This window comes from Embleya sp. NPDC050154 (genome assembly GCF_044460165.1).
Taxonomy (GTDB): domain Bacteria; phylum Actinomycetota; class Actinomycetes; order Streptomycetales; family Streptomycetaceae; genus Embleya.
In genome coordinates this window covers 278,161-302,700 of record NZ_JBITJP010000009.1, presented here as the reverse complement: position 1 = coordinate 302,700, position 24,540 = coordinate 278,161, and the positions used below count along the sequence as shown (strand labels likewise).

The following is a 24,540-nucleotide window of genomic DNA, read 5'->3' as shown; positions in this document are numbered from 1 at the left end:
GGCGGCGCGCGTCGCGAAGTCGCCGCCCGGGTCTGCCGTCGGAGAGCGGGCTCAGCGGGCGCAGAACTTGCGTTCGGCGGCCTTGGGGTCGGGCGGGATGGTCAGGGTAGCGCGGTCGAAGGATCCGGTGAGGTTGCGCAGGAAGCGGCCGGGCGACATGGGCTCGGTACTCGATCGCAGGAGTTCCTTCAGGTCACCGCAGTCCAGCGCCGCCCGGGCCGCGCGGATGTCCTCGATCGGGACCACATGCGCGGGAATCCGGGCCCACGCGGCGGAATCGACGTACAGGGCGATGTTCCAGGCGAGCGGGAGGAGTTTCTCGTGCCCGGCGGCCACGTGCTCGGTCTGTTCGATGTGCGCGCCCACCGTGTTGCCCAGACCCCACACGTCGACCACGATCCCGCGCAGCGGGGTGACCACGCCACCGACACCGAGCCGCCCCATGACTACCCCCTCCCTCGCCGGCAGGTCGGCGCGCAAGGGAAGCGGCGGCAACGCGGCGGCGTCGGCGAGGTAGTTGCCGTCCGGCACGAGCATGCGCCTGCCGTCGGCATCCATCCGGAACAGTTCCGCGCGCAGTCCCGGCAGCGTCGCGCTGTGCGCGTGCGACGTGGTGGGGTTCGGGGTGCGGGTCCAGTTCACGTACACCATACGTTCGTTCCAGGTCTGGTACACACCGGCCCGGGGACCGTCCGTGGTCACCAGACCGGAGCGCAGAGCGAAGCCGCACCACGTGGCCCAGACCGGGACCAGGACGACCAGGACCCCCACGCGCCGGTCGACGGGAACCAGCAGGATCGGCAGCAGGGCAAGCATCAGCACCGGCAACCACATCCGCCCGTGCATGAAGTCCCCGCCGACCCGGAGCACGTACAGGCCCTGCACCGCCGCGGCGACGACCGGCGCCGCGCCGAGGATCCAGGTACGTCGCTCGCGCGGGCCGCGCCGGACCAGGAGCGCGGCGACGAGCAACAGCACCAGCACGGCCGGAATCCACAACCGGTAGGGATCGGCGAAGTCGACGAGGTAGTCGAAACCGCGCCCCCACAACTGCCGGGTCGCACTCTTGGTGACGGCGGGCATCGGGTAGGGCAGGCCGTAGTAGCCCATCCGGAAGACCTGATACAGACCGGGCAACAGGCCGGCGCACACGCATACCGCGAGCGTGGCCCGCCGGGGCAACCGTGTCGCCATCGCCATGGCGACCAGGAACACGAGCGAGGTCGCCGCCAGTTCGGGGCGGATCAGCGGACCGAGTCCGAACACCACCGCGATCCCCAGGACCCGCCCGGTCGTCGCGGCGTTCGGGCCGCATGTGACGAGCAACCGCCAGGAGAGCCCGATCCAGGCCGTCGCCAGTCCGGTTTCCAGTCCCGACGTGGCGAAGTCCCAGACCGGGGGCAGCGCGACGAACACCAGCGCACCGGCCGGGACCAGGTACCGTCCGGTCTCGGCGCGCAGGAAACGGCGGGTGCCCGCGAGGGCGAGCCACACCCCGGCGATCGACAACACGAGCCCGGCGTACACGGCGGTCCGGGCCGGGTCGCCCGGCGTGAGCAGGGCCGGCAGCGCCAGCAGCCACTGCCACAGGGTGCCCGTCGAGGTCTCCACCCGCTCGCCGGGGCTGTACACGGGACCGTTGCCGGCCGCGATCTCCCGGGCCGCGCGCACGTAGATCAGACCGTCGTCGGTGATCCACCGACGGTGCCACCCCATCACCGCCACCACCAGCAGGGGCAGGGCGATGGCGAGTCGGTCCGCGATCCGGAACCGGCGCCCGGTATGCGGGTCCTCGCGGGCGGGCTCGGTCGGCACGGCGGAGGCCCGGGCGGTGTCGGACATATGGATGGGCATGGTGGCGCGGTTCATGTCGTCCTTGCGTTCCGGTGCGGTGGGCGGGGCGGCCGGCGGGGCGGTGTCGCGCCCGCCGAGGGTGCGGGCCATGCCGCTTACGGTCGCCGGTGGGAAGTGGTCGAGGGTGAGCGCGATCCGGTGACCTCGGCTACCGGGTCGCCGGGTATGATGTCGACTATGTCGCGCTTCAGCACGGTCGTTTCCCACATCACCGTCCCGTTCGGGTGATTTTCGCCGGGCGTCGCGAGCACGCCCCGCGTGCCCAGGAAGACCCGGCTGCCCCTTTCGAAGACCAGTTCCCCGCGTATGTTGGTGACCGGATCGGTACGGTTCAGCCCGATCCCACGCCGGCCCCGTCCGTCCACCGCGTCGGCGACGGCCACCACGCCCGGCGTACGGGCCGCCACCTCGTACAGCGCCTCGGCGATTCCCGGCGGCAGCACACCTTGGTCGAGGATGTTCCGGATCTCGTCGAAGACGGCCTGATCCGGATCGACCTTGCCGCCCCCGGGCCACGCGTCGCGCCCGCGAAGCGCCGCCGACACCGCCTCCGGGGTCGCGGGCAGCGCGGCCAACTCCGCGTAGTTCCACCGCATCGGCCGATCGTTGAGGACCAACCCGGAGACGGGGGAGCCGGGTTCGTCCAGGAACCACCGACGACCGTCCTGGGCGAACCACTCCTTGCGGGCATGCGGCGGGATCTCCACCGGAACCCCGTCGACAGCGGACCACGAGGACGTTTCGAGTTCGACGTACAGGACCTGCCCGGGCCGTGGCACCGCGGACGCGTCGGGCGCGGCGGCGGTCTGCGCGGGCCGCCGGGTCGTGGGGTCCGGCGCCGCGACCAGGAACACGGCGGCGGCCACGGCGCCGACCGCGACCATCGCGCCGATCGGCGCCAACAGCCGCCGGGCACGTCGGCGGGGCGCGGCCGTGCGCGCGGCGTCGGCGGTGATCGCGCGCATCAGGTGTTCCTCGAGCAGCCGTTGCCGAGCGGGGGTCGGCCGGGCATCCCCGACCAGGGCGCGCTCGGTCGGGTCGCCGGCCGGTCGGGCGCGGTCGGTCGAGACGGACTCGGTGGACTCGCCGGACATGGTGGGCTCTTCGGGTGCGGGCACGTCGTACTTCATCGGGTCGGCTCCCGGAGGATCGTCGGAACGGGCGCGGGACGTGCGGCGGTGGCGACGCGGGAGAGGAAGGGGGCCCGGACGGACCGAAGTTCCTCGTCGGCCAAGGCGCGCAACCTGACCCGGGCCCGGGACAGGCGGGAGCGTACGGTCCCCACCGGCAGGCCCAACGCGTGCGCGGCCTCGGCGTAGGTCAGTTCCGAACACACGCACAACAGGAAGACCTCGCGGTCGGTGCGCCGGAGCCGGCCCAGCGCGGCACGCGCGGCGGCCAATCGTTCGCCGTCGTCGATGCGGGTGACGACCGCGTCGGCGATGTCGGGAACGACCGTGTGCGCGGGCGACCTTGCCATCGCGTGTCGATGTCTTCGCGCGGCCCGATTACGGTTGCGCAGCACGTTGATCGCGATGCCCATCAACCAGGGACGCGGGGTTTCGCCCTCGTCCCGCAATCGCTCACGCAGCCGCCACGCCTCCAGGAACGTGAGCGAGACGACGTCCTCGGACGCCGCCCAGTCCCCGGTGACGCGGTAGGCGTGCGCGTACACCACCCGGTGGTGGTCCTGGTACAACTCGCGAAAGGCGACCGGATCGCCGGCGCGGATCGCCGCGTGCGTCGAATGGTTCACATGCCGAGTTGTCCGCGCGAAGGGTCGGGTTCCCGTGATCCGGATCACGGTACAGCCACGGTGGGGGCCGGCGTCGGTCGGCGCCGGCGCACGGTCGCGGGCTCCGGGACGTGCGGGAGATCGGAGTCGGTGGCCCGCGCCGCGCCGCAGGCGGGTTCACTCCGCGTGTCGAGGTCCGGGGGCCGAGGAGTGGGCGGGCCGGTCGGCGTGCTCCAGGGCATCGTCGATCGCGTCGGCCAGGACGTGCAGTTGGGCCGCCCAGTCGGCGCGGGACATCGCCTCGGGGGCGATCCGGGCGCAGCCGGCCGCGGTGATGACGGCGACGGTCTCGGCGGCGGTCAGCGGGACGGCGCCGAGGACGGGGCCGGCCGGGCTCGCGTAGGGGTCCAGGTACAGGAGCAGGTCGGCGTCGACGCCGGGGTGTGGCGGCCGGTCCGGCCCGGGGCCGGTGGGCTCGCCGACGTGCAGGCTGCGCAGGACGTGCTCGATCGCGCCGGCGAGCGCCCACGCGGGGCCGCCCGGGCGACCGTGCGCGCACAGCCACGCGCCGGCCCGCTCGCCGGCGGCGGTGACCCGCTCCAGGGCGGCGTGCTGCTCGGGCGAGATACGGGCGTCGGCGGAGGTGGGGGAGTCGCCGGGCGGTGGCGCGTGGTTGCTCATGCCCGGTGAACGAGCGACCACGCGACAGGTCGCTGTGCCGCCGGCGGGCGGGTGGAATCCGGCGGCGGACGGCGCCCGGTCGCGGCACGCCGAGGTGTCGCGCGGTCGGTGTCAGGGTTTCGGCGTCCGGCCGGCGGACGGCAGGTGGGTGCGTTCCCCGTTGTGGTCGAGGATGATCAGCAGTTCGACGGGACCGTCGTGCGCGCCGACGGAATGCGGCGTCATGGTGGAGAACTCGGCCGCGTTGCCGGCCTGGATCATGATGGTGCGCTCGCCCAGTTGCAGCCGGGCCGTGCCGGACAGGACGGTGAACCACTCGCGGCCCGGATGCACCTTGAGGTGTTCGGTTCCGGTCGGCCGGTCGGGGGTGATCCGCAGCTTGGCCACGGTGACCCCGTGCAGCGAGCGTTCGTTCGACAACAGCCAACTGGTCATGCCCTGCGTGTGACAAGGCTCGGGGCGGATCACCACATCCTCGTCGTCGGCGGATTCGACGAGTTGGTCGAGCGTGGTGTCCAGCGCGCGGGCGATGCCCACCAATTGGTCCAGAGCGATCCGGCGGTGCCCGGTCTCGATCCGGCTCAGGTTGGACGGGCTCAGGTGGCAGCGGGCGGCGAGGGCGTCCAGCGACCAGCCACGGGCGAGTCGCAGGCCGCGAATGCGGTGGCGGACGATGTTGTCCAGGCCTACTTCTTCTTGCGCCATAGGCAAGAGTATATGTGTCGCGCGCATGAATGTGCCTATCGTGAGGCCATGGAAACGCACTCGGATCGGCACGGCCACCACCGGAACCACGAGCACCATCAGCAGCAGGACCGGCCCCGGCACGACCACGACCACGACCACGGTGACGGGGCCACGGGGCACGACGAGTCGGCGTCGGCGGACATGCTGGACCTGGACGCCGAGATGCTCGGGTCGCTGCTCGACGAGATGACCGACTGGGTCGGGCGGCACGGCCCCGACGCACCGAAGCGGGTCGCCGACGTGGGCGCGGGCACCGGTACCGGGACCCTGGCGCTGGCCCGGCGATTCGAGGCGGCCGAGATCGTCGCGATCGACCGGTCGCCCGCGCTGCGCGACCGCCTGCGCGCGACCGCACACGGCGCGGGACTCACGGATCGGCTGCGCGTCGTGTCGGCCGACCTGGACGTCGCCTGGCCGTCCGTCGACGCCGTCGACGTCGCGTGGGCGGCCTCCTCGATGCACCACGTCGCCGACCCGGACCGGGTGCTCCGCGACATCCACGGCGCGTTGAACCCCGGCGGCGTGCTGGCTGTCGTCGAGATGGACGCGCTGCCGCGCTTCCTGCCGGACGACATCGGCGTCGGCCGCCCAGGGCTGGAGACCCGCTGCCACGAGGCGGCGGCGCGAGCGGGCTGGAACGCGCACCCCGATTGGCGGCCACACCTGGAACGGGCCGGCTTCGAGCCGGTCGCGCAGCGCACCTTCACCGTCGAGGCGAGCCCGGCGCCGCCCGCCGCGAGGCGGTACGCGCGGCGCCAGTTCGCCGCCTTCCGGGTCGCCGTCGAGGGCCGGGTGGCCGCCGACGACCTGGACGTGCTCGACCTCCTGTTGACGCAGGACCACCCCGGCGCGCTCCCGAACCGCCACGACCTGACGCTGCGGAGCAGCCGTACGGTCTGGGCGGCCCGCCGTCCCTGAGTCCGCCCCGGACGCCGACGCGCCCACGGTGCCGCCGTTTCGTCGCGCGGTGCCCTGGCCGGTTTCCACCCGTCGGATTGCCCGATGTGCGGACGGAGAGGGAAGCTTGAATGTCGAGATGTCGGTACGGCCCGTCGGCCGTGTGCCCGGGACGCTCCGTTCCGCTCGGGAGCACCGGAACCGGTCGGCACGAGCACCGGAAGCGGAACTCGGTACTGAGCACCGCAAGCGGAACTCGGTACTGAGCACCGCAAGCGGAACCGGTGCAGGCACCGGCGGCGGAAGGAGCCCGCCATGGCGGTCGAGGCGAACCGGCTGGTCGTCGTGCCGTTGGAGGCCGAGCGGGCCCACGATCCGCGGCTGACCGGCGGCAAGGCCGCCCAACTGGCCCGCGCCGCGGCCGCCGGCCTGCCCGTCCTGCCGGGGTTCGTGCTCGTCCCGGCCACCCGCGCCCCCGATGCCCCGCACGGCGAGGAGTCGTTGCGTCGCGCCTGGCACACGCTGGCCGAGGGCGGTTCCCGGTCGCTGATCGTGCGGTCGTCCTCGGTACACGAGGACACCGCGACCTCCTCCATGGCCGGGCGTTTTGCGACGGTCGCGGACGTGCGCGGCTGGGACGCCTTCACCGCGGCGGTGGACACGGTCCTCGATTCGGCGCGGGCCGCCGACCCGGACCTGCCCGGAGACGGCACCGGGGGCGACGGCATGGCCGTTCTGGTCCAGCCGATGTCGTACCCGGTCGCCGGCGGGGTGATGTTCGGGGCCGATCCCGTCGAAGGGCGCGAGGACCACATCCTGATCAGCGCGGTGCCGGGCAGCCCCGCCCGGCTCGTGGACGGGCGTAGCGACGGCGTGCACTACCGGCTCACCCGCCGCGGCCGTCGGCTGCCCACGCGTCCCGCCGAGCCGTCGGGTCGGCATGTACTGGGCCGGCGCCGGTTGCATCGGCTCGTCGTGCTCGCCGGGCAGACCGGGCGCCTGTTCGGCGCGCCGCAGGACATGGAGTTCGGCTTCGACGCCGACGACCGTCTGTGGCTGTTCCAGTCCCGCCCGATCACCGCGATGAGCGCGCGGCCCGCGCGGGGCGCGCGACTGCTGGGGCCCGGGCCGGTGGCCGAGACCCTGCCGGACGTCCTGCAACCACTGGAGGAGGACCTGTGGGTGGCGCCGATGGCGCACGGCCTGGCCGTCGCCCTCGACGTCACGGGCACCGCTCCCAGGCGCCGGCTGCGCACCGTCCCGGTCGTGCGCACCGTCGACGGCCTGGCGGTGGCCGATCTGCGCCTGCTGGGCACCGTGCCCTCGCCGCACCCCGTTCTCGACATCCTCAACCCCGCACCCGGTGCCCGTGCGGCCGGAGCGGCGTGGCGGGTGGGACGCCTGCGATCCGCGCTGCCCCTGCTCGCGCTGGACCTGATGGCCGACGTCGATCGCCGGCTCGCCGAGTTCCCGGCGCCCGGCGAGATGCTCGGCGGGCGGCTCGTGTCCGCCGCGTCGTGGGGTCGCCGGGCCCTGTCGGCGCTGCACGCGCAGGAGGCGCTGGCCGGGGCGCTCCTGGGCGGCGGTGCGGGCGCCACGCTCGCCGGCGAGGCCCTGGCCGTGCTGTCCGAGGGGCGTACGGCGGGCAGATCCGACGCGGACCTGGTGGCGGACCACCCGGTCCTGCTGGCGCTGTTTCCGCCGTCGCTGCATCGCGCGCGTCGGCTGCCCGGGCGCACCGGCTGGACGGGCGCGCCCAGGGGAGTGGGCACGCTGCCGTTCCGGGAGGGACTGCGGCTGCGGATCCGGTGGGTGCAGGAGATGCAGGTGGGCATGGTGCGCGAGTTCGCCGCCCGGCTCGCGACGGCCGGTCTGATCGAGGATCCGGCCCAGGTGGCGCGGTTGCGCTGGAGCGAACTGGTCGCGGCAGCCGGTGGCGCCGACCTCCCGGCCGACCTGCCCGCCCGGGTGCCCAGGCCGGACCGGCCACCGCTGCCCGCCGCGTTCCGCCTGGTCGAGGGTCGGCCCGTCGCGGCGCCGACCCGGACCGGTCGCGGCGACGGCGGCCGGGGCGCGGGCGGCGGTACCGGTACGGGCACGGTCTGGGACGGTGGCGGTGCACGGCCCGAGCACGCGGTGCTGGTGGTGCGTGTCCTCGACCCGGCACTGGCCGCGCTGCTGCCGGGCCTGGCCGGACTGGTGTCCGAGACCGGTAGCCCGCTATCGCACCTGGCCGTCCTGGCCCGCGAACGCCGCGTTCCCACCGCCGTCGGCGTGGTCGGCGCGGTGGACCGGTTCGTACCCGGGACGACACTCACGGTGGACGGCGGCACCGGCCTGGTGACTTCTCCCGCCGACGCGGGGCGACCGGCGGCGGACGGAGCGGACGCGGACGTCGAGGGCGCCGGGGACGGGGAGCGTGGGGTGGGGGCGGGGTCCGGGAAGGGAGCGGGCGCGTGAGGTACCTGGCGTTTCTGTTCGGCGGCATCGCCGGAGCCGCGTCGGCGTGCTACGCGGTGGTCTACCTGTACCGGTGGGAGTGGAACCGGGCGGTCTTCTGCCTGTTGATCTTCGTGATCGTGGAGATCCTGGTCGTCGCGGCCGTGCTGCTCGGCCGGATCGCCCGGCTGGAGCGGCACCTGGGGGAGGCGGACGAGCGTACCGAGGAGGCCGGGCGGCGGTTGGAGCAGGCGCGCGACGAGACCGGGACGGGCCGGTTTCGTTGGCTGGACGCCGAACGCATGGACAGCCGTGACACCCACCACGTGTTCGTGCCCGTCCTGCTGGCCGCGGGCGTCGTGCTCTCCGGGGTCGCCTGGGTGATCCAGCGGATCGCGCGGCTGACCTCGCATCCGGTCTCGAGCGGGATGCTGGCCCGGCGGTTGGTGGCCCTGAACGCACCGGCCGACGACCAGGCCCTCGGCGTCGAGCCACAACTGGAGGATCGACCCGCCGTCGCACCCGCCCGCCGGGTGCGCGCGGTCGCGGTGGTCGCCGGCGCCGTGCTCGCGGCAGTCCTGCTCGCCCTCGCGGTCGACCGCTTGGCGGACGCCACCGAGAGCCGGTCCGAGGGGCCGCCCGAGTCGGTCGCCAGCACCGTGGTGTTCCGGGTGATCTCCCGCGAGGAGCGCGAGATCGCCCGCGAGGTGGCCGCACGCGAGCTGTGGGAGGGCTGCCGCAGCTCCACCGGGGCCCGACCCGAGTACGCCCTGCTCGGCCGCCTCGACACCGATGTGTGGGTGGGCGTCGTGCGGCCGGCGCTCAACGACCACGACATGATGCGGCTGCGCGGGTGTCTCCAGGACACGAGGGCCTTCCACGCGCGCGCCGAGATCGTGGGCGAGGGGCAGGCGCCACCGCGACCCTGAAAATGGTTGATTTGAGGCTTTTTACCGTTAAATCAATATTGTTACTAATATCTTGAGATCGATCGGTTAACCTTGAAGTACGACCCGTCGGTTCCCCAGGGCCCGGGACGTTGCCCGTAGCCCGCAAACATCGACGGTGATTCCACTTGTCCGGACCCAAGGTCCTCACGCGTTCCGCCTTCTCCCCCACGCCTGCCACACCTGCCGCCGGAGCCCCTTCGGCCGCGCCCGCCGGTCCCCGGCGGCGCACGACTCGACGGGTTCTGAAGTACGTACTCGTCGCCGTGCTCGCTTACGGCGTGATCTGGCTGGTGTCGGTCCTGGGCATGCTGGGCGCGCACGCGGTCGCCCAGCAGGGCGAATCCTCGGGCAGTTCGATCGCCGGGATGAACCACGTCAAGCAGGTGGACGACAAGGTGTGGCGCGGTTCCGCTCCGGGTGTCCCCGGATACCGGGAGCTCGCCGACCGCGGCGTGCGGACCGTCGTGGACCTGCGCGCGGAGAAGATGAGCCAGGCCGACCTGGAGCGTCCGGCGCAGGCCGGACTGAAGCTGGAACGGCTGCCGATCCGGGACGGTCAGACTCCCACCCAGGCCCAGGTCGACGATTTCCTGCGGATCGTGCAGACCTCCGACGGACCGGTGTTCGTGCACTGTGGTGCGGGCGTCGGCCGGACCGGCGCGATGACGGCCGCCTACTCCGTGCGGACCGGCGAGGCCACCTCCCAGCAGGCCGCGCGCCAGGCGCTGGCCGTCGGACCCCCCTCGGTCGAGCAGGTCTACTACATCCTGGGCAACGACCGGAACGGCAGCGAACAGCCGCCGCTCGTGATCCAGATCATCAGCCGCATCCTGGACGCCCCGCGGCGGATCAAGGCGTCGATGTAGCCCCACATCACCCCCGGACGGCATCGTTCTCCGCAAGGGCCGAAAAAAGTTCGGCCGATGATGTCGAGAGCGCGTGACCGGCTCCGTCCCCGGTGTGCAGGCGACCACAATGGGTCGCATCACACCGAGGAGAAACACGATGGCCAAGTACCTGTTGCTCAAGCACTACCGCGGCGCTCCGGCCTCGGTCAACGACGTGCCGATGGAGAAGTGGACGCCGGAGGAGATCTCGGCGCACGTGAAGTACATGAACGACTTCGCGGCCCGGTTGGAGGAGACCGGCGAGTTCGTGGACAGTCGGGCGCTCGCCCCGGAGGGGACGTTCGTGCGGTACGACGGCGAGGGGCGCCCGCCGGTCACCGACGGTCCGTTCGCCGAGACCAAGGACCTGATCGCCGGGTGGATGGTGATCGACGTCGAGAGCTACGAGCGCGCCGTCGAACTGGCCGGGGAGTTGTCGGCCGCCCCCGGGGCGGGCGGGCGCCCGATCCACGAATGGCTGGAACTGCGCCCGTTTCTGGGCACGCACCCCACCGTCACGGAGTGACCCCACCGATGGACGAAGCCCTGCTCCGGAGCCTCACGCCGGGCGTACTCGCCGTCCTCGTGCGCCGCGGAGCCGACTTCGCGGCAGCCGAGGACGCCGTCCAGGACGCCCTGGTCGAGGCACTCCGCGTCTGGCCGGCCGACCGGCCGCGAGATGCGAAGGGCTGGTTGGTCACGGTGGCCTGGCGCAAGTTCCTGGACGCCACCCGCTCGGATGCCGCCCGCCGTCGGCGCGAGGACCGCGTCGACGAGGAGCCGGCACCCGGGCCCGCGCCCGCGGCGGACGACACCGTCCAGCTCTACTTCCTGTGCGCCCACCCCTCGCTGACGCCCTCCTCCGCGGTCGCGCTCACGCTGCGCGCGGTCGGCGGGCTGACCACCCGCCAGATCGCCCAGGCCTACCTGGTGCCCGAGGCGACCATGGCGCAGCGCATCAGCCGGGCCAAGCGCACCGTCTCCGGCGTGCGGTTCGACCGGCCCGGCGACGTCGCCACCGTGGTTCGTGTGCTCTACCTGGTCTTCAACGAGGGCTACTCCGGCGACGTCGACCTCGCCGCCGAGGCCATCCGGATCACCCGGCAACTCGCCGCCGCGATCGACCACCCCGAGGTCGCCGGGCTGCTCGCCCTGATGCTGCTCCACCACGCCCGGCGGGCCGGCCGTACCGCGCCGGACGGGAGCCTGGTGCCGCTCGCCGAGCAGGACCGCGGTCGGTGGGACACCACGTCGATCGCCGAGGGCGTCGTGATCCTCCAGGCGGCGCTCGCCCGGGACCGGCTGGGCGAGTTCCAGGCCCAGGCCGCGATCGCGGCGCTGCACGCCGACGCGCCCACCGCCGAGGAGACCGACTGGGTGCAGATTCTCGAGTGGTACGACGAACTCGTGCGCCTGACCGACAGCCCCGTGGTCCGGCTCAACCGCGCGGTCGCCGTCGGCGAGGCCGACGGACCGCGCGCGGGCCTGGCGGCGCTCGCGGCGCTGGAGGACTCGCTGCCTCGGCACACCGCGGTGGCGGCGTACCTGCACGAGCGCGACGGCGACCCGGCGACGGCGGCACGGCTGTACGCCGAGGCGGCCCACAAGGCGTCCAACCTCGCCGAACGCGACCACCTGACGCGCCAGGCCGCCCGGCTCAACTCCCGCCGAGGTCGCTGACGGGTCGCGCCGGGGTCGCGCCGGGGTCGCGTCGGATTGCGTCGGGATCGTCCCGCGGTATTCGGCGCGGCCCTCGCGGCCTCGGGGCCGGAACGGTCGGCGTACGGTCGAAGCCTGCGGGCTTGAACGGTCCGCCGCCCCGCGAGGGGTGCGCCTGGGGGCGGCGGACCGTTCGTCTCGCCGCCGGACCTGGTTGGGGGGCAAGTCTCCGGCAGCCTGAAGAATGTAGCGGTCCGCTCCGACACCGCACGTCCCGGCGGGCCGGACCGGGCCGGTCGCCCGGTTGCCCCTCGCCGCCCCGCTGCCCCTCGCGCCGCCCCGAGCCGCCTTCCGCGCCGCGCCCCGCGCCGGCCGATCCGTCCGACGCGGCCTTTCTCCAGCGTTGACCCTGGCCGCCCGTGGGGCGCCGAGACGTGCGCCTTCGCGCCGTCGCCGCCGCGGACCGGATCGAGCCGCGCGGGAAAACGGTGGCGAGTCCGGAACCGGAGGCGATCGCCGCCCGACTACTCGGATGCGTGTGCGGACGTGTGTGCGTGTCGGTGGTGCGGTGGCTCCCTCGTCGCCGCCCGTGCGGGCGGATCGCCGCGAAGATCGAGACCGAGATAGACAACACGGGCCCGCCCGTCCCATCCCGAACCGATGTGACGGCTTCGCCCCGTCTCCCGACCGAAGGACGGACCACGTATGTGCGGTATCACCGGCTGGGTGTCCTTCCGGGACGACGCGCGGCCACGGCGCTCGACCCTCGACGCGATGACCGCGACGCTCGCCCGGCGCGGACCGGACGCCGGTGGTGCGTGGCTGGACGCCCATGCCGCCCTGGGACACCGGCGATTGGCCGTACTCGACATCGCGGGCGGCCGGCAACCCATGACCGACCGGCGCGACGATCCCGAAGTGGTCCTCGACTGCGGCCTGGACTCCACCGTCGTCACCGCGCTGCTCGCCGACGAATTGCGTCTGCGGGAAAGCCCCGACGCGCGCATTCGCTCCTACGCGGTCGACTACACCGACCGGGCCCGCTCGTTCACCGCCGACGTGCTGCGCACCGGGCACGACACCCCGTTTGCGGCGGAGGCGGGCCGGTTCATCGGCACCGACCACGACACCGTCGTCCTGGACCCGCTCGCCCTGCTCGACCTCGACCACCGCCGTGCGGTCGTCGCCTGCCGCGACTCGCCGATCGGCGTGGGCGACATGGACACCTCGCTGTACCTGCTGTTCGGCGAGATCCGTCGGCACTCCACCGTCGCGCTCTCCGGCGAGGCGGCGGACGAAGTCTTCGGTGGCTACCCGTGGTTCCACGATCCGGCCGCGCTCGCCGCCGACACCTTCCCCTGGTTGCGGGTCACCGGCGACGAGGCCGCCATGCCGCTGCACCCGGATCTGTCCCGAACCCTGCGGATCGGCGAGTTCCGGGCGGACACCTACCGCGCCGCGCTCGCCGCCGTCCCGCACGCGGACCACGAGGACGCCGGCGAACATCGGCTGCGCGAACTGCGGCACCTGTCGCTGACCCGCTGGCTGCGCCAACTCCTGCACCGCAAGGACCGGTTGAGCATGGCCCAGGGACTGGAGGTGCGGGTGCCCTACTGCGACCACCGCCTCGTCGAATACGCCTACAACGCGCCGTGGTCGCTGCACACCTTCGACGGTCGGGAGAAGAGCCTGCTGCGGGCCGCCGCCGGCGACACCCTGGCCCCGCCCTCGGTGCTGCGCCGAGCCAAGAACCACTACCCGGCCACCCACCACCCGGACTACAACCGCGGCCTCCAGGACCTGGCCCGCGAGGCGCTCGACGCGCGCGGCGGCGAGATACGCGGCATCGCCGACGAGACGGCCATCAAAGCCTGCCTCGACGCCCCCGCCGACCGGCTCCCGTGGGGCCATCGGCTGCGCCTGGAACGTGTCGTCGACCTGGCTCTGTGGCTCGACGAGTACAACCCGCGCGTCACGCTCTGACCGCCCCCGCCGCGCCCCCCCGCGCCCCGCGCGCACCCCGCACCCACCGCGTCCCGCACACCCGCCGCGCACCCGACCCGCCCCACGACCTCGTCAGGAAGGCGAACACCCGTGACCCAGGCCGAATCCGGCGCGAACAGCCTCGAACCCGTGGAACCGGTGGAACCGGTGGAACCGGTGGAACTGTACGGGGCCGAGTACAAGCGTGACCCGTACCCCCTGTACACCAAGCTCCGCGACGCCGGCCCCGTTCATCGGGTGCGCTTCCCGAGCGGGGTCGGGGCCTGGCTGGTCACCGGATACGACGCGGCGCACGCGACGCTCAACGACCCGCGTCTGGGCAAGAACCACGACCTGGGCAACGACCGGTGGCGGGCGCTGGCCTCGATCATGCCCGAGCCGCAACACGCCCAATTGCAGGTGCACTTGCTGCACCAGGACCCGCCCAAGCACACCGCGATGCGGCGCCTGGTCACCGACGCGTTCGCGCCGCGTCGGATCGACGCGCTGCGACCGCGCATCCAAGAGCTGGCCGACATCCTGGTCGACGCCATGCCCGCGGACCGGGGCGCGGACGTCGTCGCGTGCTTCGCCGCCCGCTTCCCGTTCCTGGTGCTGGCCGAAGTCATCGGTCTCCCGGCCGAGTCGGCCGCCGGATTTCGCCGCGAGTGGTGCAAGGTGGTCCAGCCGGTGGGTCCCAAGGACCCCGGACGCGAAGCCTACGAGGGCCGGTTGCGCGCGCTGCAGGCCTACATCGCCGACGTGGTCGCCGACCGGCGCGCGAACCCGGACGACGGGCTGCTCGCGCGACTGGTCGCCGCGCACACCGCCGGCGAGCTCACCGACCACGAGCTGGACTCGATGGTCTTCCAACTCCTGGTCGCCGGACAGGAACCGGTCACCAATCAGATCAGCACCGCGCTGATGACCCTGCTGCGCCATCCCCGACACCTGGCCCGGCTCCGCAAGGACCCCACCCTGCTCCCCGCCGCGGTCGAGGAACTGCTGCGGTACGACAGCGCGTTCGAGCTCACCACGTGGCGCTTCCTCGGCGCGGACGACGACCTGCACGGCACGACGGTGCCCGCCGGCGACTCGGTGATCGTCTCGCTGTGCGCGGCCAACCGCGATCCCGCACGTTTCCCGGACGCCGACACCCTCGACTTCGACCGCAGCCCCAACCCGCATCTGGCGTTCGGGCACGGCATGCACTTCTGCCCGGCCGCCGCCCTGGCCCGGGTCGAACTCCAGGTCGCCCTCGGCACCCTCCTCGCGCGCCTGCCCGGCCTGGCGCCGGCGGTACCGGTCGAGGACATCGCGTGGATTCCCGCCGTCCTCGCCCGCGGTGTCGACTCCCTCCCGGTCACGTACACCGAACGCGTCTGACCCGAGCACCCGAACCCGCCACCGCCGCCCGGGTCGTCCCGCCCGTGCCGCCCCCACACCGCCCGCCGCCCGCGCCGAGGCGTCCTGCCGCCCTGCCCCCGTGGAGAAGCCGACCCATGCACGCCACCCACCCCCACGATCCCGCGGACCGCGCGAACACGTCCGCGACCTGCGCCGCGATCCTGAACCTCCTGCTGCCGCACCGCCGCGCGACGGAGGAGGAACGCCGCACCGCGACCGAGGCCGGAGCCGGCGCCGCGGACACGGGCGGGGTGGTGGGCGAATCGGTCGCGGACTTCCCCATCCAACTCGACCGACTCGCCCGTTTCGTCGGGCGCGACGAACCCGTCGTGTTCACCCTGCCCGGCTTCCCGTGCAAGTCGCCCAACCCCGCCAAGGTCCTGGGCACGTTGCCCGACGAGGGCGAACGCCTGAGCCTGGCGTTCCTGCACCGCCTGTGCGCGGCGATCGCCGCCGTACACCCGCCCGGTGCGCGGATGGTCATCTGCTCCGACGGCCACGTCTTCGCCGACCTGATCCACGTGCCCGACGGGCACATCGACGCCTATGCCGACGAACTGCGCGCGATCATCGCCTGCGAGGACCTGCACCACCTGAGCGTCTTCGACCTGCGCGACGTGCGTGGCGAGGACTCGCACGACGACAAGCGCGCCTGGCTGCACGCGCGCCACGCGCCCACGATCGCGCAACTGCGGGCCCAGGTGCGCGCCGACGAGGACACCCTGCGCCTGTACCGGGGCATCACCCGGTTCCTCTTCGAGGACGCCGTCGACTTCCCCGGCACCCGCTCCGCGCTGCAACGCGACTGCCGCGCCCGCGCGTACGGCGTCATCCAACGCAGCCGCGCCTGGGGCGACCTGGTCGCCGAGCACCACCCGCACGCACTGCGGCTGTCCATCCACCCGCAACGACGCGGCGCGGAGAAGTTCGGCATCCGCCTCCTGGACGCCCCCGACGTGTGGGCCACTCCCTGGCACGCCACCGTCCTGCACCACCCCGACGGCCGCCCGCACCTGCTCCACCATGCCGAAGCGGCACGATCAGGCGTCCTGGTCCACCGGGACGGCCGCCCCAGCCACTTCCGCCGGGAGACACCGAGCCCCGCGCCCGCACCCGGTACGACCACCGGTGCGGGATCCGCCGGCGCGGGCAGTCGGGTCGCGTGACGCGCCTGCGTGTCGGTGACGCGCCTGCGTGTCGGTGACACGCAGTGATCGCCGCCCCGCCCCTCGCGGAGGTCGATGTGTCCGAGGAGGGGCCCATTGAGGCGCGATGGTCGTTTAGCTTAGGCTGACCTAACAAGCGCGACATTCTCGGGCTGTACGACACCGCCCATGCTCGGCTACTCACTGTAGTGGGTTGATCGCCGACTGTTCGGTTGGCAAGAAAGAGGTCATCGATGTCCCCGCTGCCCAAGGGCATGATCCGCCGCCGATTCGCGGTGCCGGTCGCCGCCGCCGTGCTCGCCCTCGCGCTGGGCGCCTGCGGCTCGAAGGACGACGACAAGAAGTCGGCCGGCACCGATGGCGCCGCGACCCCTGCGCCCGCCGGTTCGGGCGCGCCCGCCGCGTCGGCCTTCCCGGTGACCATCAAGAGCGCGCTCGGCGATGCGAAGATCACCAAGAAGCCCGAACGCATCGTGACCCTGGGCCAGGGATCGACCGAGACCGCCATCGCCCTGGGCCAGGTGCCGGTGGGCATCGAGAGCTACGAGTGGGGCAGCGACAAGTCCGGCTACCTGCCGTGGGTGCACGACGCGGTCACCAAGGCCGGCGGCAAGCTGCCCAAGCAGTTCAAGGGCGGTGAGGAACTGGACATCGAGGCGATCGCCGCGCTCGACCCGGACGTCATCCTTGCCCCCTGGTCCGGCATCACGCAGAAGCAGTACGACCTGCTGAAGGACATCGCGCCCACGGTCGCCTACCCGGACAAGGCGTGGAGCACCAACTGGGACCAGCAGATCGACATCGTCAGCAAGGCCCTCGGCCGGCCCGACAGGGCCCAGGAGCTGACCGGCAGGATCAAGCAGCAGCTCGCCGACGCGGCGGCCACCCGGCCCAACTACAAGAACGTCACGTTCTCCTACATCTACACGACCGGCCCCGGCACCCTCGGCGTCTTCAAGCCCGAGGAACAGCGCGTGTCCGTGGTGTCCTCGCTCGGCCTCAAGGTCGACCCGATCGTGAACACCTTCCCGGAGACCGACGGCACCGACTCGGCGCTCATCGGCTTGGAGAACGCCGACAAGCTGGCCGCCAGCGACGTGGTCTTCACCTTCTACACCGACGCCAAGACCCGCCAGGAGATCGAGGCCCAGCCGCTGTACGCCTCGATACCCGCGGTCAAGCGCGGCGCGGTGGTCGCGAGCAACGACAACCCGTTCGTGACCGCGTCGTCGATGATCAACCCGCTGACCGTGCCGTGGAGCATCGAGCGCTACCTGCCGCAGATCGACGCGGCGGTCGCCAAGGCCGGCAAGTAGCCGCGGCCGAGAAACGAATCGGATGACCGCCGACACGCGCGTGCGTCCGGCCGGAACCGGGATCGGTGCCTCGCGCACCGGTCCCGCCGGTCGCGTCGCCGCTCTCTTCGCCGGATGCCTCGTGCTGCTGGTCGTCGCGCTCTTCGCGAGCGTGATGTTCGGCAGCAGGACGACGTCGTTCGGCGACGTCGTGGACGTACTGACCGGGCACGGCGACCCGTACCTGACCACCGTGGTGGAGAGCCGCTACCCGCGCACCGCGCTCGGCGTGCTGGCCGGCGTGTGTCTGGCGGTGGCCGGCGCCCTCATGCAGGGCGTCACCCGCAACCCGCTGGCCGACCCCGGCCTGCTGGGCATCAACGCCGGGGCCGCGGCCGGCATCGTCACCGGCACCGCGTTCGCCGGTGCCACCGGCTCCTGGGCGGCCCTGTGGTGGGCCCTGCCCGGTGCGCTGCTCGTCGGCGTGTTCGTGCACGTCCTGGGCGCGGGCGGCGGCCCGGTGCGGCTCGTGCTGGCCGGCGCGGTCCTGTCCGCCGTGCTCGGCGCGTACATCCAGGCGGTCACGCTCGGCAAGCCCAAGGTCTTCGACAGCTATCGCTACTGGGTCGTGGGCGCGCTGGGCGGGCGCGGCTGGGACGTCTTCTGGTCGATGTTGCCGTTCGGCGTACTCGGCGTGTGTGTCGCGCTGTTGCTCGGGCCCGGCCTGAACGCGCTCGCCCTGGGCGAGGAATCGGCCACCTCGTTGGGCGCCGATCCCGCCGTGCTGCGCGCGGCCGGCCTGGTGACCGCCACCGTCACCAGTGCCGCCGCGACCGCCGCCGTGGGGCCGATCGCCTTCGTCGGCCTGGGCGTCCCGCACATCGCCAGAGCCCTCGTGGGCGGCGACTTCCGCCTGCAGATCGGCTTCGCGGCGCTGCTCGGTCCGACCCTGCTGCTGGCCGCCGACGTGGTGGGCCGGATCCTGCTGCGCCCCCAGGAGTTGATGGTGGGCGTCGTCACCGCGTTCGTGGGTGCGCCCGCCCTGCTGTTCGCGGTACGCCGGATGCGGGTGAGCACATGAGCACCACACCGCGGACCCGACGCCCGGGCGGCTACCTGCGGATCGGGAGCACGATCGCGCTGCCCGTGCGCGGGGCGACCGTGCTCGTGGCGATCGTCATGCTCACGCTGACCGTCGCGGCCGCGTTCGCCACGCTGACCATGGGCCGGCTCGGCATCGCCCCGGGCGACCTGCTGCCCGCGGTGTTCGGCGGCGCGGAGGGCAAGGAGAAGTTCGTGCTCAACCGGCTGCGCGGGCCGCGCCTGGTGGTGTGCCTGGGCGCGGGTGCCGCGTTCGGCCTCTCCGGTGCCCTCTTCCAGACGGCCACCCGCAACCCGCTGGCCAGCCCGGACGTGATCGGGCTCAGCAGCGGCGCGGGCGCGGGCGCGGCGATCTTCGCGCTCGTGGTGCCCGGCGACACCCCGGTGTGGATCGGCGCCCTGCTCGGCGCGATCGGCGCGATGGCCATCGTGTACCTGGCCACCGGCACCGGGTTCCGCGATCCCGGACGCCTGGTCGTCGCCGGGATCGGCGTCGCCGCGATCGGCACGGCGCTGACCCAATACGTCGTCTACGTCGTCGAACGCGACAAGGCGAGCGCACTGAGCGCGTACGTCAACGGCAGCGTCGCGGCCCGGTCCTGGGACGACGCCGGCACCATCGGGCTGGTCCTGCTCGTCGTCGCCGGCCCGGCGGTGGCCCTGTCCCGGCATCTGGACCTGGGCGAGATGGGCGACGAGGTGGCCCGCGCGCTCGGCGGCAACCCCGGCCGGGCCCGCAGCCTGGCCGTCGTACTGGCCGTCGTACTGTCCGCGGGCGCGGTCACCGTGGCCGGTCCGATCGCGTTCATCGCGCTGACCGCGCCGCAGATCGCCCGCCGGCTCACCCGGGGCACCGGCCCACACCTGGTGTTGTCCACGCTGACGGGCGCCCTGCTGCTGACCGTGGCCGACCTCGCCGCGCAACAACTGCCCTGGGTCGAGCCGCTGCCGGTGGGCATCTACACCCTCGCCTTCGGCGGGGCCTACCTCGGATTCCTGCTGACCCGCGAATGGAGGAGTGGACGACTGTGAACGACCAACCGGCGCCCGCCCCGGCCGGGCTGAGCGCCCGCGACGTGACCCTGTCGTACGGCCGCAAGCCGGTTGTCGAAGGCGTCGACCTCGACCTCCCGCACGGCGGCCTCACCGTCATCGTCGGTCCCAACGGGTGCGGCAAATCCACCCTGCTCAAGTCGTTCGCCAGAGTGCTCAAGCCCGTGCGCGGCACGATCACCCTCGACGGGAGGGACGTACACGCGCACCGCGGACGCGAGTTCGCCCGCCGGGTCGCGCTGCTGCCGCAGAGCCCGATCGCGCCCGAGGGCATCAGCGTGCGCGGCCTGGTGCGGCGCGGCCGGCACCCGCACCACACCCTGCTGCGTCAGTGGTCGCCCGACGACGACCGCGCGATCGCCTTCGCGCTGGAGCGGACCGGCCTGGTCGACCTCGCGGACACCCCGGCGGGCGACCTGTCCGGCGGGCAGGCCCGGCGGGCCTGGATCGCGATGGTCCTCGCCCAGGAGACCCCGATCGTCCTGCTGGACGAGCCGACCACGTTCCTCGACATCGCCCACCAGTACGAGCTCCTGGAACTGTGCGCCGAGTTGAACGCCGAGGGCCGCACTGTCGTCGCGGTGCTGCACGACCTCAACCAGGCCGCCCGCTTCGCCTCCCACCTGGTGGTGATGAAGGCCGGCCGAGTCGTCGCCGAGGGCCCGCCGGGCGAGGTGCTGACCGCCGCCCGCGTCCACGACGTGTTCGGCCTGGCGTGCGACATCGCGCCCGACCCGATCACCGGCACCCCCATGGTGATCCCGCACGCGCGGCGCGGCGCGGTGGTGGGGTGAGCGCGGCGGCGTGCGCGCGAGCCGGCCCGCCGTATATCGGTTGAGCCGTGCGGCCGCGGCCGGCTAGCGTGGCTGGTCATGACGAAGATCGAGGCCGCGGCCGACTGGCGGGACGTCAATCGGGCCAATTGGGACGAGCGGGTCCCGATCCACAGTGCCAGCCGCTTCTACGACGTTCCCGGCTTCGTCGCGGGCAAGGACGCGCTCCGGGACTTCGAACTCGCCGAGGTGGGCGACGTCGACGGCCGTACGCTGGTCCACCTCCAGTGCCACATCGGCCTGGACACGCTCTCCTGGGCCCGGCGCGGAGCCACCGTCACCGGCCTGGACTTCTCCGAACCGGCCGTGGCCGAGGCCGGCGCCATCGCCGCGCGGATCGGTGCGAGCACGGCCCGATTCGTCACCTCCGACGTGTACGACGCCGAGGCCGCGCTCGACGGGGCGACCTTCGACATCGTCTACACCGGCCTGGGCGCGCTGTGCTGGCTCCCGGACATCGACCGCTGGGCCCGTACGGCGGCGGCACTCGTCGCGCCGGGCGGCTTCCTCTACCTGGCCGAGTTCCACCCGTTCACCGACGTCCTGGCCGAAGACGGCCGCACCGTCGAACTGGACTACTTCCATCGCGAGCCGACCGTCTGGGACGAGCCGGGCACCTACACCGACGCGGACACGGAGACCTCCGCGAACATGACGGTCGAGTGGCAACACGGCATCGGCGACGTGGTCAGCGCCCTGATCGCCGCCGGGCTGCGCCTGGAGTTCCTGCACGAGCACGACTACTCGCTGTTCGCCCGCTTCCCGATCCTGGAACACGACGACGGTCGCTACCGCTTCCCCGCCGGACAGCCGCGTGTTCCGCTGATCTACTCGCTGCGCGCGACGAAGGCGGCGTAGGCCCCGCCGGCCTCGTACGCGGACCTGCGCGAGCGGCCAGCCGACGAACCGGGACCCGGCGCGTGGACCGGGTTGCTGACGCGGTGTCAGGGGAGACCGCTGCGGCGGCGTCGCCTGCGGCGGTATTCCGGGTGTCATCCCGGCGAGGGGCGCGTTCACCCGAGCGGCCCCAAGGCCGGCACCGGGTTCTTCCCCGTTCGGGTGGGCTTTCAGGGGCGCCGGCCCCGGGTCCGAGCGTGCGCGGCGCGGCGCCGGCGGCTTATCTGGTGAGGGCGACGGCGCTACACCTCATCGAACAGGAGTGCACATGCGCGGGACGAGAGCGACCGGGAACACGCCGGGTGCCGGCAGGCGGGCGACGGGTCGTGCGGGTACGAAGCGGAGCGGCGGCGCCACGCCGCCGCGCGGGCACGACGACGAGGGCCGACGCCGACGGGAGATGTTCTGTCCGCGATGCATGGGCGTGACGGAACGCTGTACGCACGCGATCGGCGAACTCTCCGCCGCACGCCCGGGATTCCTCCTCGGAGCCGACCCGGCTCGCGGCGTCGAGCACCCGTGACGAAGCGGCGCCGGGCCCGGGGACGCCCGGCGCCGCACGAACACCCCTCGGCCCGGGCCCGCACCGCCGCGATGAGTTCTCGCCATCGCGCGAGTCCTACCCGGAGCCGGCGCCGCCGAGGAGGAGCCCACCCATGACCGACGAGCAGCAGATCCGCGATCTCATCGAACGCTGGGCCGGTGCCGTGCACGACGGCGACCTGGCCACCGTGTCGGCCGACCACGCGGCCGACATCGTCATGTTCGACGTCCCGCCCCCCGAGCAGGGCGTGCGCGGCATCGAGGCGTACCGCGAAACCTGGCCCGGCTTCTTCGAGTGGCAGGCGTCCGGCGCCGTCTTCGAGATCGAGTCGCTGGAGATCACCGCCGGCACGGACGTCGCCTTCGCGATCGCCCTACTCCGCTGCGGCGACCCCACCGACCTCGCACACCACCCCGACCGCCGCCTACGCCTGACCCTCGGCCTCACCAAGCCGAACACCCACTGGACCATCACCCACGAACACCACTCCTTCACCACCCCACCCACCCCGACTAGCCACCCCACCCACCCCGACTAGCCACCCCGCCCACCCCGAGCCGAACCGACTCACACCCGGGATCCGCGTCGCGATCAGCGTTGTCGGATCGGACCGAAGTCCTCGGTCGGGCTGCCCCCTTCGGTCAGGTCGAGAGGTACGACAAGGTCGCCCAAACGTACGGAGAGCGTTGTGGGATCGCCTCCGCCCGCGGACCGGCCGTAGACGGCGGAGGCGACGACCGCGGCCGACAGCCTGGGGTCGGCGGATTCCCAGCGCACGGTCGCGCGCCAACCGGACGACGTGCCCACGACACACGCGCGGACCCCGTCCGGGAGCGCGGCGACCCGGCACCCCGGGTGGGCGCGGAGCAGTTCCGCGAGGTGTCCCGCGGAGGCCGGCGGCCGACCCACGACGACATCGGCCCGAAGTCGGAGGCGGTCGTCGGGCTCCGCCTCGTCGACCACGAGATGAGCGTCGGTCAGGTGCGCGTCGGTTCCGCCGGCAAGGTGCGCGGGGTAGCGGCGCAACGCCACGACGTCCCCCTCGAACGTGACGGCCGACATCGACGCGGGCGCCACGGGTGATCGCCGCGACTCGACCACGGACCGGGAATCGGGCACTTCGACGGGCCGCACCACCACCGGTTCCGCCGGTTCGTTCAGGCCCAGCCGGTCGTAGAACAACGTGCGCAGCGTGCGTGCGGATCCGCCGGGTAGGGAGGTCGCGTTGGCGGTGACCTCGGCGACGGCCGGATCTGTGCGCAGGCGACGCTCGGCCGCGTCGAGTTGACGCGGCAGGGGTAGCGTCGCGTCCACGCGTGGCAGCAGTGGAAGCAGTCGGGCGATGGGAGAGGTTTCGGCCAGGGTGCCGTCGGCGGGAATTCCGGACAAGAGGGTGGGCAGTCCGAGAGCGGCGCCGTAGAAGGTCACCGAGCCGTAATCGCCGATGAGCGCGTCGGCCGCCACCAGCGCGGCCTTCCATCCGTCACCCTCGGGACGCACGAGCGTCAACCCGGCGGATTGCAGGGGAGCGAGCCAGGAACGCACCTGCCAGGGACTGTGGGCGTACCAGACGTTGGGATGGATCACCGCCGCGACGCGGAATTCGTCGCGGGGCAGCGTCGCCAGCACGTGCCGCAGGACGTCTCGGGATTTCCCGAGCTGCGATTCCCGGCTCCAAGTGGACGAGACGACCACCAGCTTTTGGCCCGGAAGCATCCCCCAGGCGGCCCGATAGTCGTCGCGAAACGGCAGGCCGGCCCGTAACTCGTCCAGGCAGGGGTCACCGGCGACAACGGCCGAGGGCAATGCCTCCGGGCAACCTTCGGCGAGTCGCGACAACTGCTCGTCGTGGGACAGGACCACGGCCGACGGGACGACCGCACCGTCGTGCGTGAGCCACTCCGCCGTCAGGCCGAAACTTCCCGGACTCGCGGTTTCGCGCGGCCGTGGGCTGCTTCCGGCCTCCTGCCGCAGGATCTTGTTGTAGCCCATTCCGTGCGGCGTACCGATGATAGGCGCATTGATCCGATGCAAATCTCCGCCGCGACTCGTCGTGATGGCCAGGTCGAACTTCGTGGCAATCGCCTGAGCCCAGGGAAGGCACACGAGCCCGTGGTCGCGAACGAATTCCGGAATCCCGTGTTCGAAGGCCGAGGAGCCGGTGCACGTGAAGACCGTCTGTATGCGGGTGTCGCCCTCGAAGAGCCGCAGAAGATCGAGCAGGCGGGTCGCCGAGGTGACGTTGTGGATGACGCCGAGAACGGTCCGCTCGGGCCGTACGGTCAGCCACCGGTCGGCGGCGGTGCCCACCGGAAGTGCGATCGGGTCGTCCCACGGTATTCGCGGCATGCGTTCCCCCAAGCTTCCGGCGTCCGGGAGACCCTAGCCCAACCGAGCCGACGTACACGCTCT

General features: G+C 72.8%; 21 protein-coding genes. 15 read left to right on the top strand and 6 right to left on the bottom strand.

From position 1 onward, the window contains the following. Nucleotides 1-51: 51 nt before the first annotated feature. The 5 genes from ACIBSV_RS21155 to ACIBSV_RS21135 all read right to left on the bottom strand — a co-directional run bounded on the left by ACIBSV_RS21155 (nucleotide 52) and on the right by ACIBSV_RS21135 (nucleotide 4,975). Nucleotides 52-1,944 carry a hypothetical protein gene (locus tag ACIBSV_RS21155; protein ID WP_395865146.1) on the bottom strand — a complete coding sequence of 631 codons (1,893 nt, stop codon included), beginning with the start codon at nucleotides 1,942-1,944 and terminating at the stop codon, nucleotides 52-54. A 5-nt stretch (nucleotides 1,945-1,949) separates the two neighbouring features. Next, complete coding sequence (locus tag ACIBSV_RS21150; RefSeq protein ID WP_395865144.1) at nucleotides 1,950-2,984, bottom strand: CU044_5270 family protein; 1,035 nt, start codon at nucleotides 2,982-2,984, stop codon at nucleotides 1,950-1,952. Then, nucleotides 2,981-3,610, bottom strand: a complete 630-nt coding sequence (locus tag ACIBSV_RS21145; protein WP_395865142.1) for an RNA polymerase sigma factor — start codon at nucleotides 3,608-3,610, stop codon at nucleotides 2,981-2,983. The genes ACIBSV_RS21150 and ACIBSV_RS21145 overlap by 4 nt, the downstream gene beginning before the upstream one ends. Before the next feature lie 156 nt (nucleotides 3,611-3,766). Next, entirely contained in the window at nucleotides 3,767-4,270 is a 504-nt protein-coding gene (locus ACIBSV_RS21140; RefSeq protein ID WP_395865140.1) for a hypothetical protein, read from the bottom strand. A gap of 111 nt (nucleotides 4,271-4,381) precedes the next feature. Continuing rightward, the gene (locus ACIBSV_RS21135; RefSeq protein WP_395865138.1) at nucleotides 4,382-4,975 is read right to left on the bottom strand and encodes a helix-turn-helix domain-containing protein; all 594 of its coding nucleotides are present in this window, start codon (nucleotides 4,973-4,975) and stop codon (nucleotides 4,382-4,384) included. A gap of 48 nt (nucleotides 4,976-5,023) precedes the next feature. Between ACIBSV_RS21135 and ACIBSV_RS21130 the strand changes: the two genes are divergently transcribed. The 15 genes from ACIBSV_RS21130 (at nucleotide 5,024) to ACIBSV_RS21060 (ending at nucleotide 22,666) form a co-directional block, all read left to right on the top strand. Next, the gene (locus ACIBSV_RS21130; protein ID WP_395865136.1) at nucleotides 5,024-5,935 is read left to right on the top strand and encodes a class I SAM-dependent methyltransferase; all 912 of its coding nucleotides are present in this window, start codon (nucleotides 5,024-5,026) and stop codon (nucleotides 5,933-5,935) included. 294 nt (nucleotides 5,936-6,229) lie between these two features. Further along, nucleotides 6,230-8,374, top strand: coding sequence for a PEP/pyruvate-binding domain-containing protein (locus ACIBSV_RS21125; RefSeq protein WP_395865134.1), 2,145 nt, complete (start codon nucleotides 6,230-6,232; stop codon nucleotides 8,372-8,374). Continuing rightward, entirely contained in the window at nucleotides 8,371-9,282 is a 912-nt protein-coding gene (locus tag ACIBSV_RS21120; protein ID WP_395865132.1) for a hypothetical protein, read from the top strand. The genes ACIBSV_RS21125 and ACIBSV_RS21120 overlap by 4 nt, the downstream gene beginning before the upstream one ends. A 284-nt stretch (nucleotides 9,283-9,566) precedes the next feature. Then, nucleotides 9,567-10,169: a tyrosine-protein phosphatase gene (locus ACIBSV_RS21115; protein WP_395865130.1), complete on the top strand. Its 603-nt coding sequence runs from the start codon at nucleotides 9,567-9,569 to the stop codon at nucleotides 10,167-10,169. A gap of 139 nt (nucleotides 10,170-10,308) precedes the next feature. Next, a complete protein-coding gene (locus ACIBSV_RS21110) occupies nucleotides 10,309-10,716 on the top strand; it encodes a YciI family protein (RefSeq protein WP_395865128.1) in 408 nt (135 codons plus the stop codon). Nucleotides 10,717-10,724: 8 nt separating this feature from the next. Next, nucleotides 10,725-11,870 carry an RNA polymerase sigma factor gene (locus ACIBSV_RS21105; RefSeq protein ID WP_395865290.1) on the top strand — a complete coding sequence of 382 codons (1,146 nt, stop codon included), beginning with the start codon at nucleotides 10,725-10,727 and terminating at the stop codon, nucleotides 11,868-11,870. A gap of 684 nt (nucleotides 11,871-12,554) precedes the next feature. Beyond that, the gene (locus ACIBSV_RS21100; RefSeq protein WP_395865126.1) at nucleotides 12,555-13,832 is read left to right on the top strand and encodes an asparagine synthetase B family protein; all 1,278 of its coding nucleotides are present in this window, start codon (nucleotides 12,555-12,557) and stop codon (nucleotides 13,830-13,832) included. Between the two features lie 111 nt (nucleotides 13,833-13,943). After that, nucleotides 13,944-15,218 (top strand): cytochrome P450, encoded by a 1,275-nt coding sequence (locus ACIBSV_RS21095; RefSeq protein WP_395865125.1) that lies wholly within the window; start codon nucleotides 13,944-13,946, stop codon nucleotides 15,216-15,218. Between the two features lie 116 nt (nucleotides 15,219-15,334). Further along, the gene (locus ACIBSV_RS21090; RefSeq protein ID WP_395865123.1) at nucleotides 15,335-16,405 is read left to right on the top strand and encodes an L-tyrosine/L-tryptophan isonitrile synthase family protein; all 1,071 of its coding nucleotides are present in this window, start codon (nucleotides 15,335-15,337) and stop codon (nucleotides 16,403-16,405) included. Nucleotides 16,406-16,638: 233 nt separating this feature from the next. Then, nucleotides 16,639-17,721, top strand: coding sequence for an iron-siderophore ABC transporter substrate-binding protein (locus ACIBSV_RS21085; protein ID WP_395865121.1), 1,083 nt, complete (start codon nucleotides 16,639-16,641; stop codon nucleotides 17,719-17,721). Nucleotides 17,722-17,743: 22 nt separating this feature from the next. Then, nucleotides 17,744-18,781 (top strand): FecCD family ABC transporter permease, encoded by a 1,038-nt coding sequence (locus tag ACIBSV_RS21080; protein WP_395865119.1) that lies wholly within the window; start codon nucleotides 17,744-17,746, stop codon nucleotides 18,779-18,781. After that, entirely contained in the window at nucleotides 18,778-19,833 is a 1,056-nt protein-coding gene (locus ACIBSV_RS21075) for a FecCD family ABC transporter permease (protein ID WP_395865116.1), read from the top strand. Before ACIBSV_RS21080 ends, ACIBSV_RS21075 begins: the two co-directional genes overlap by 4 nt. Further along, entirely contained in the window at nucleotides 19,812-20,648 is an 837-nt protein-coding gene (locus ACIBSV_RS21070; RefSeq protein WP_395865114.1) for an ABC transporter ATP-binding protein, read from the top strand. Before ACIBSV_RS21075 ends, ACIBSV_RS21070 begins: the two co-directional genes overlap by 22 nt. Nucleotides 20,649-20,726: 78 nt before the next feature. Continuing rightward, complete coding sequence (locus ACIBSV_RS21065; protein WP_395865112.1) at nucleotides 20,727-21,545, top strand: class I SAM-dependent methyltransferase; 819 nt, start codon at nucleotides 20,727-20,729, stop codon at nucleotides 21,543-21,545. Nucleotides 21,546-22,240: 695 nt separating this feature from the next. Further along, on the top strand, nucleotides 22,241-22,666 hold the full coding sequence (locus tag ACIBSV_RS21060; RefSeq protein WP_395865110.1) for a YybH family protein: 426 nt from the start codon (nucleotides 22,241-22,243) through the stop codon (nucleotides 22,664-22,666). Between the two features lie 53 nt (nucleotides 22,667-22,719). On the opposite strand, the gene ACIBSV_RS21055 is transcribed toward ACIBSV_RS21060, so the two are convergent. Further along, nucleotides 22,720-24,477 carry a hypothetical protein gene (locus ACIBSV_RS21055; RefSeq protein WP_395865108.1) on the bottom strand — a complete coding sequence of 586 codons (1,758 nt, stop codon included), beginning with the start codon at nucleotides 24,475-24,477 and terminating at the stop codon, nucleotides 22,720-22,722. Nucleotides 24,478-24,540: the final 63 nt, after the last annotated feature.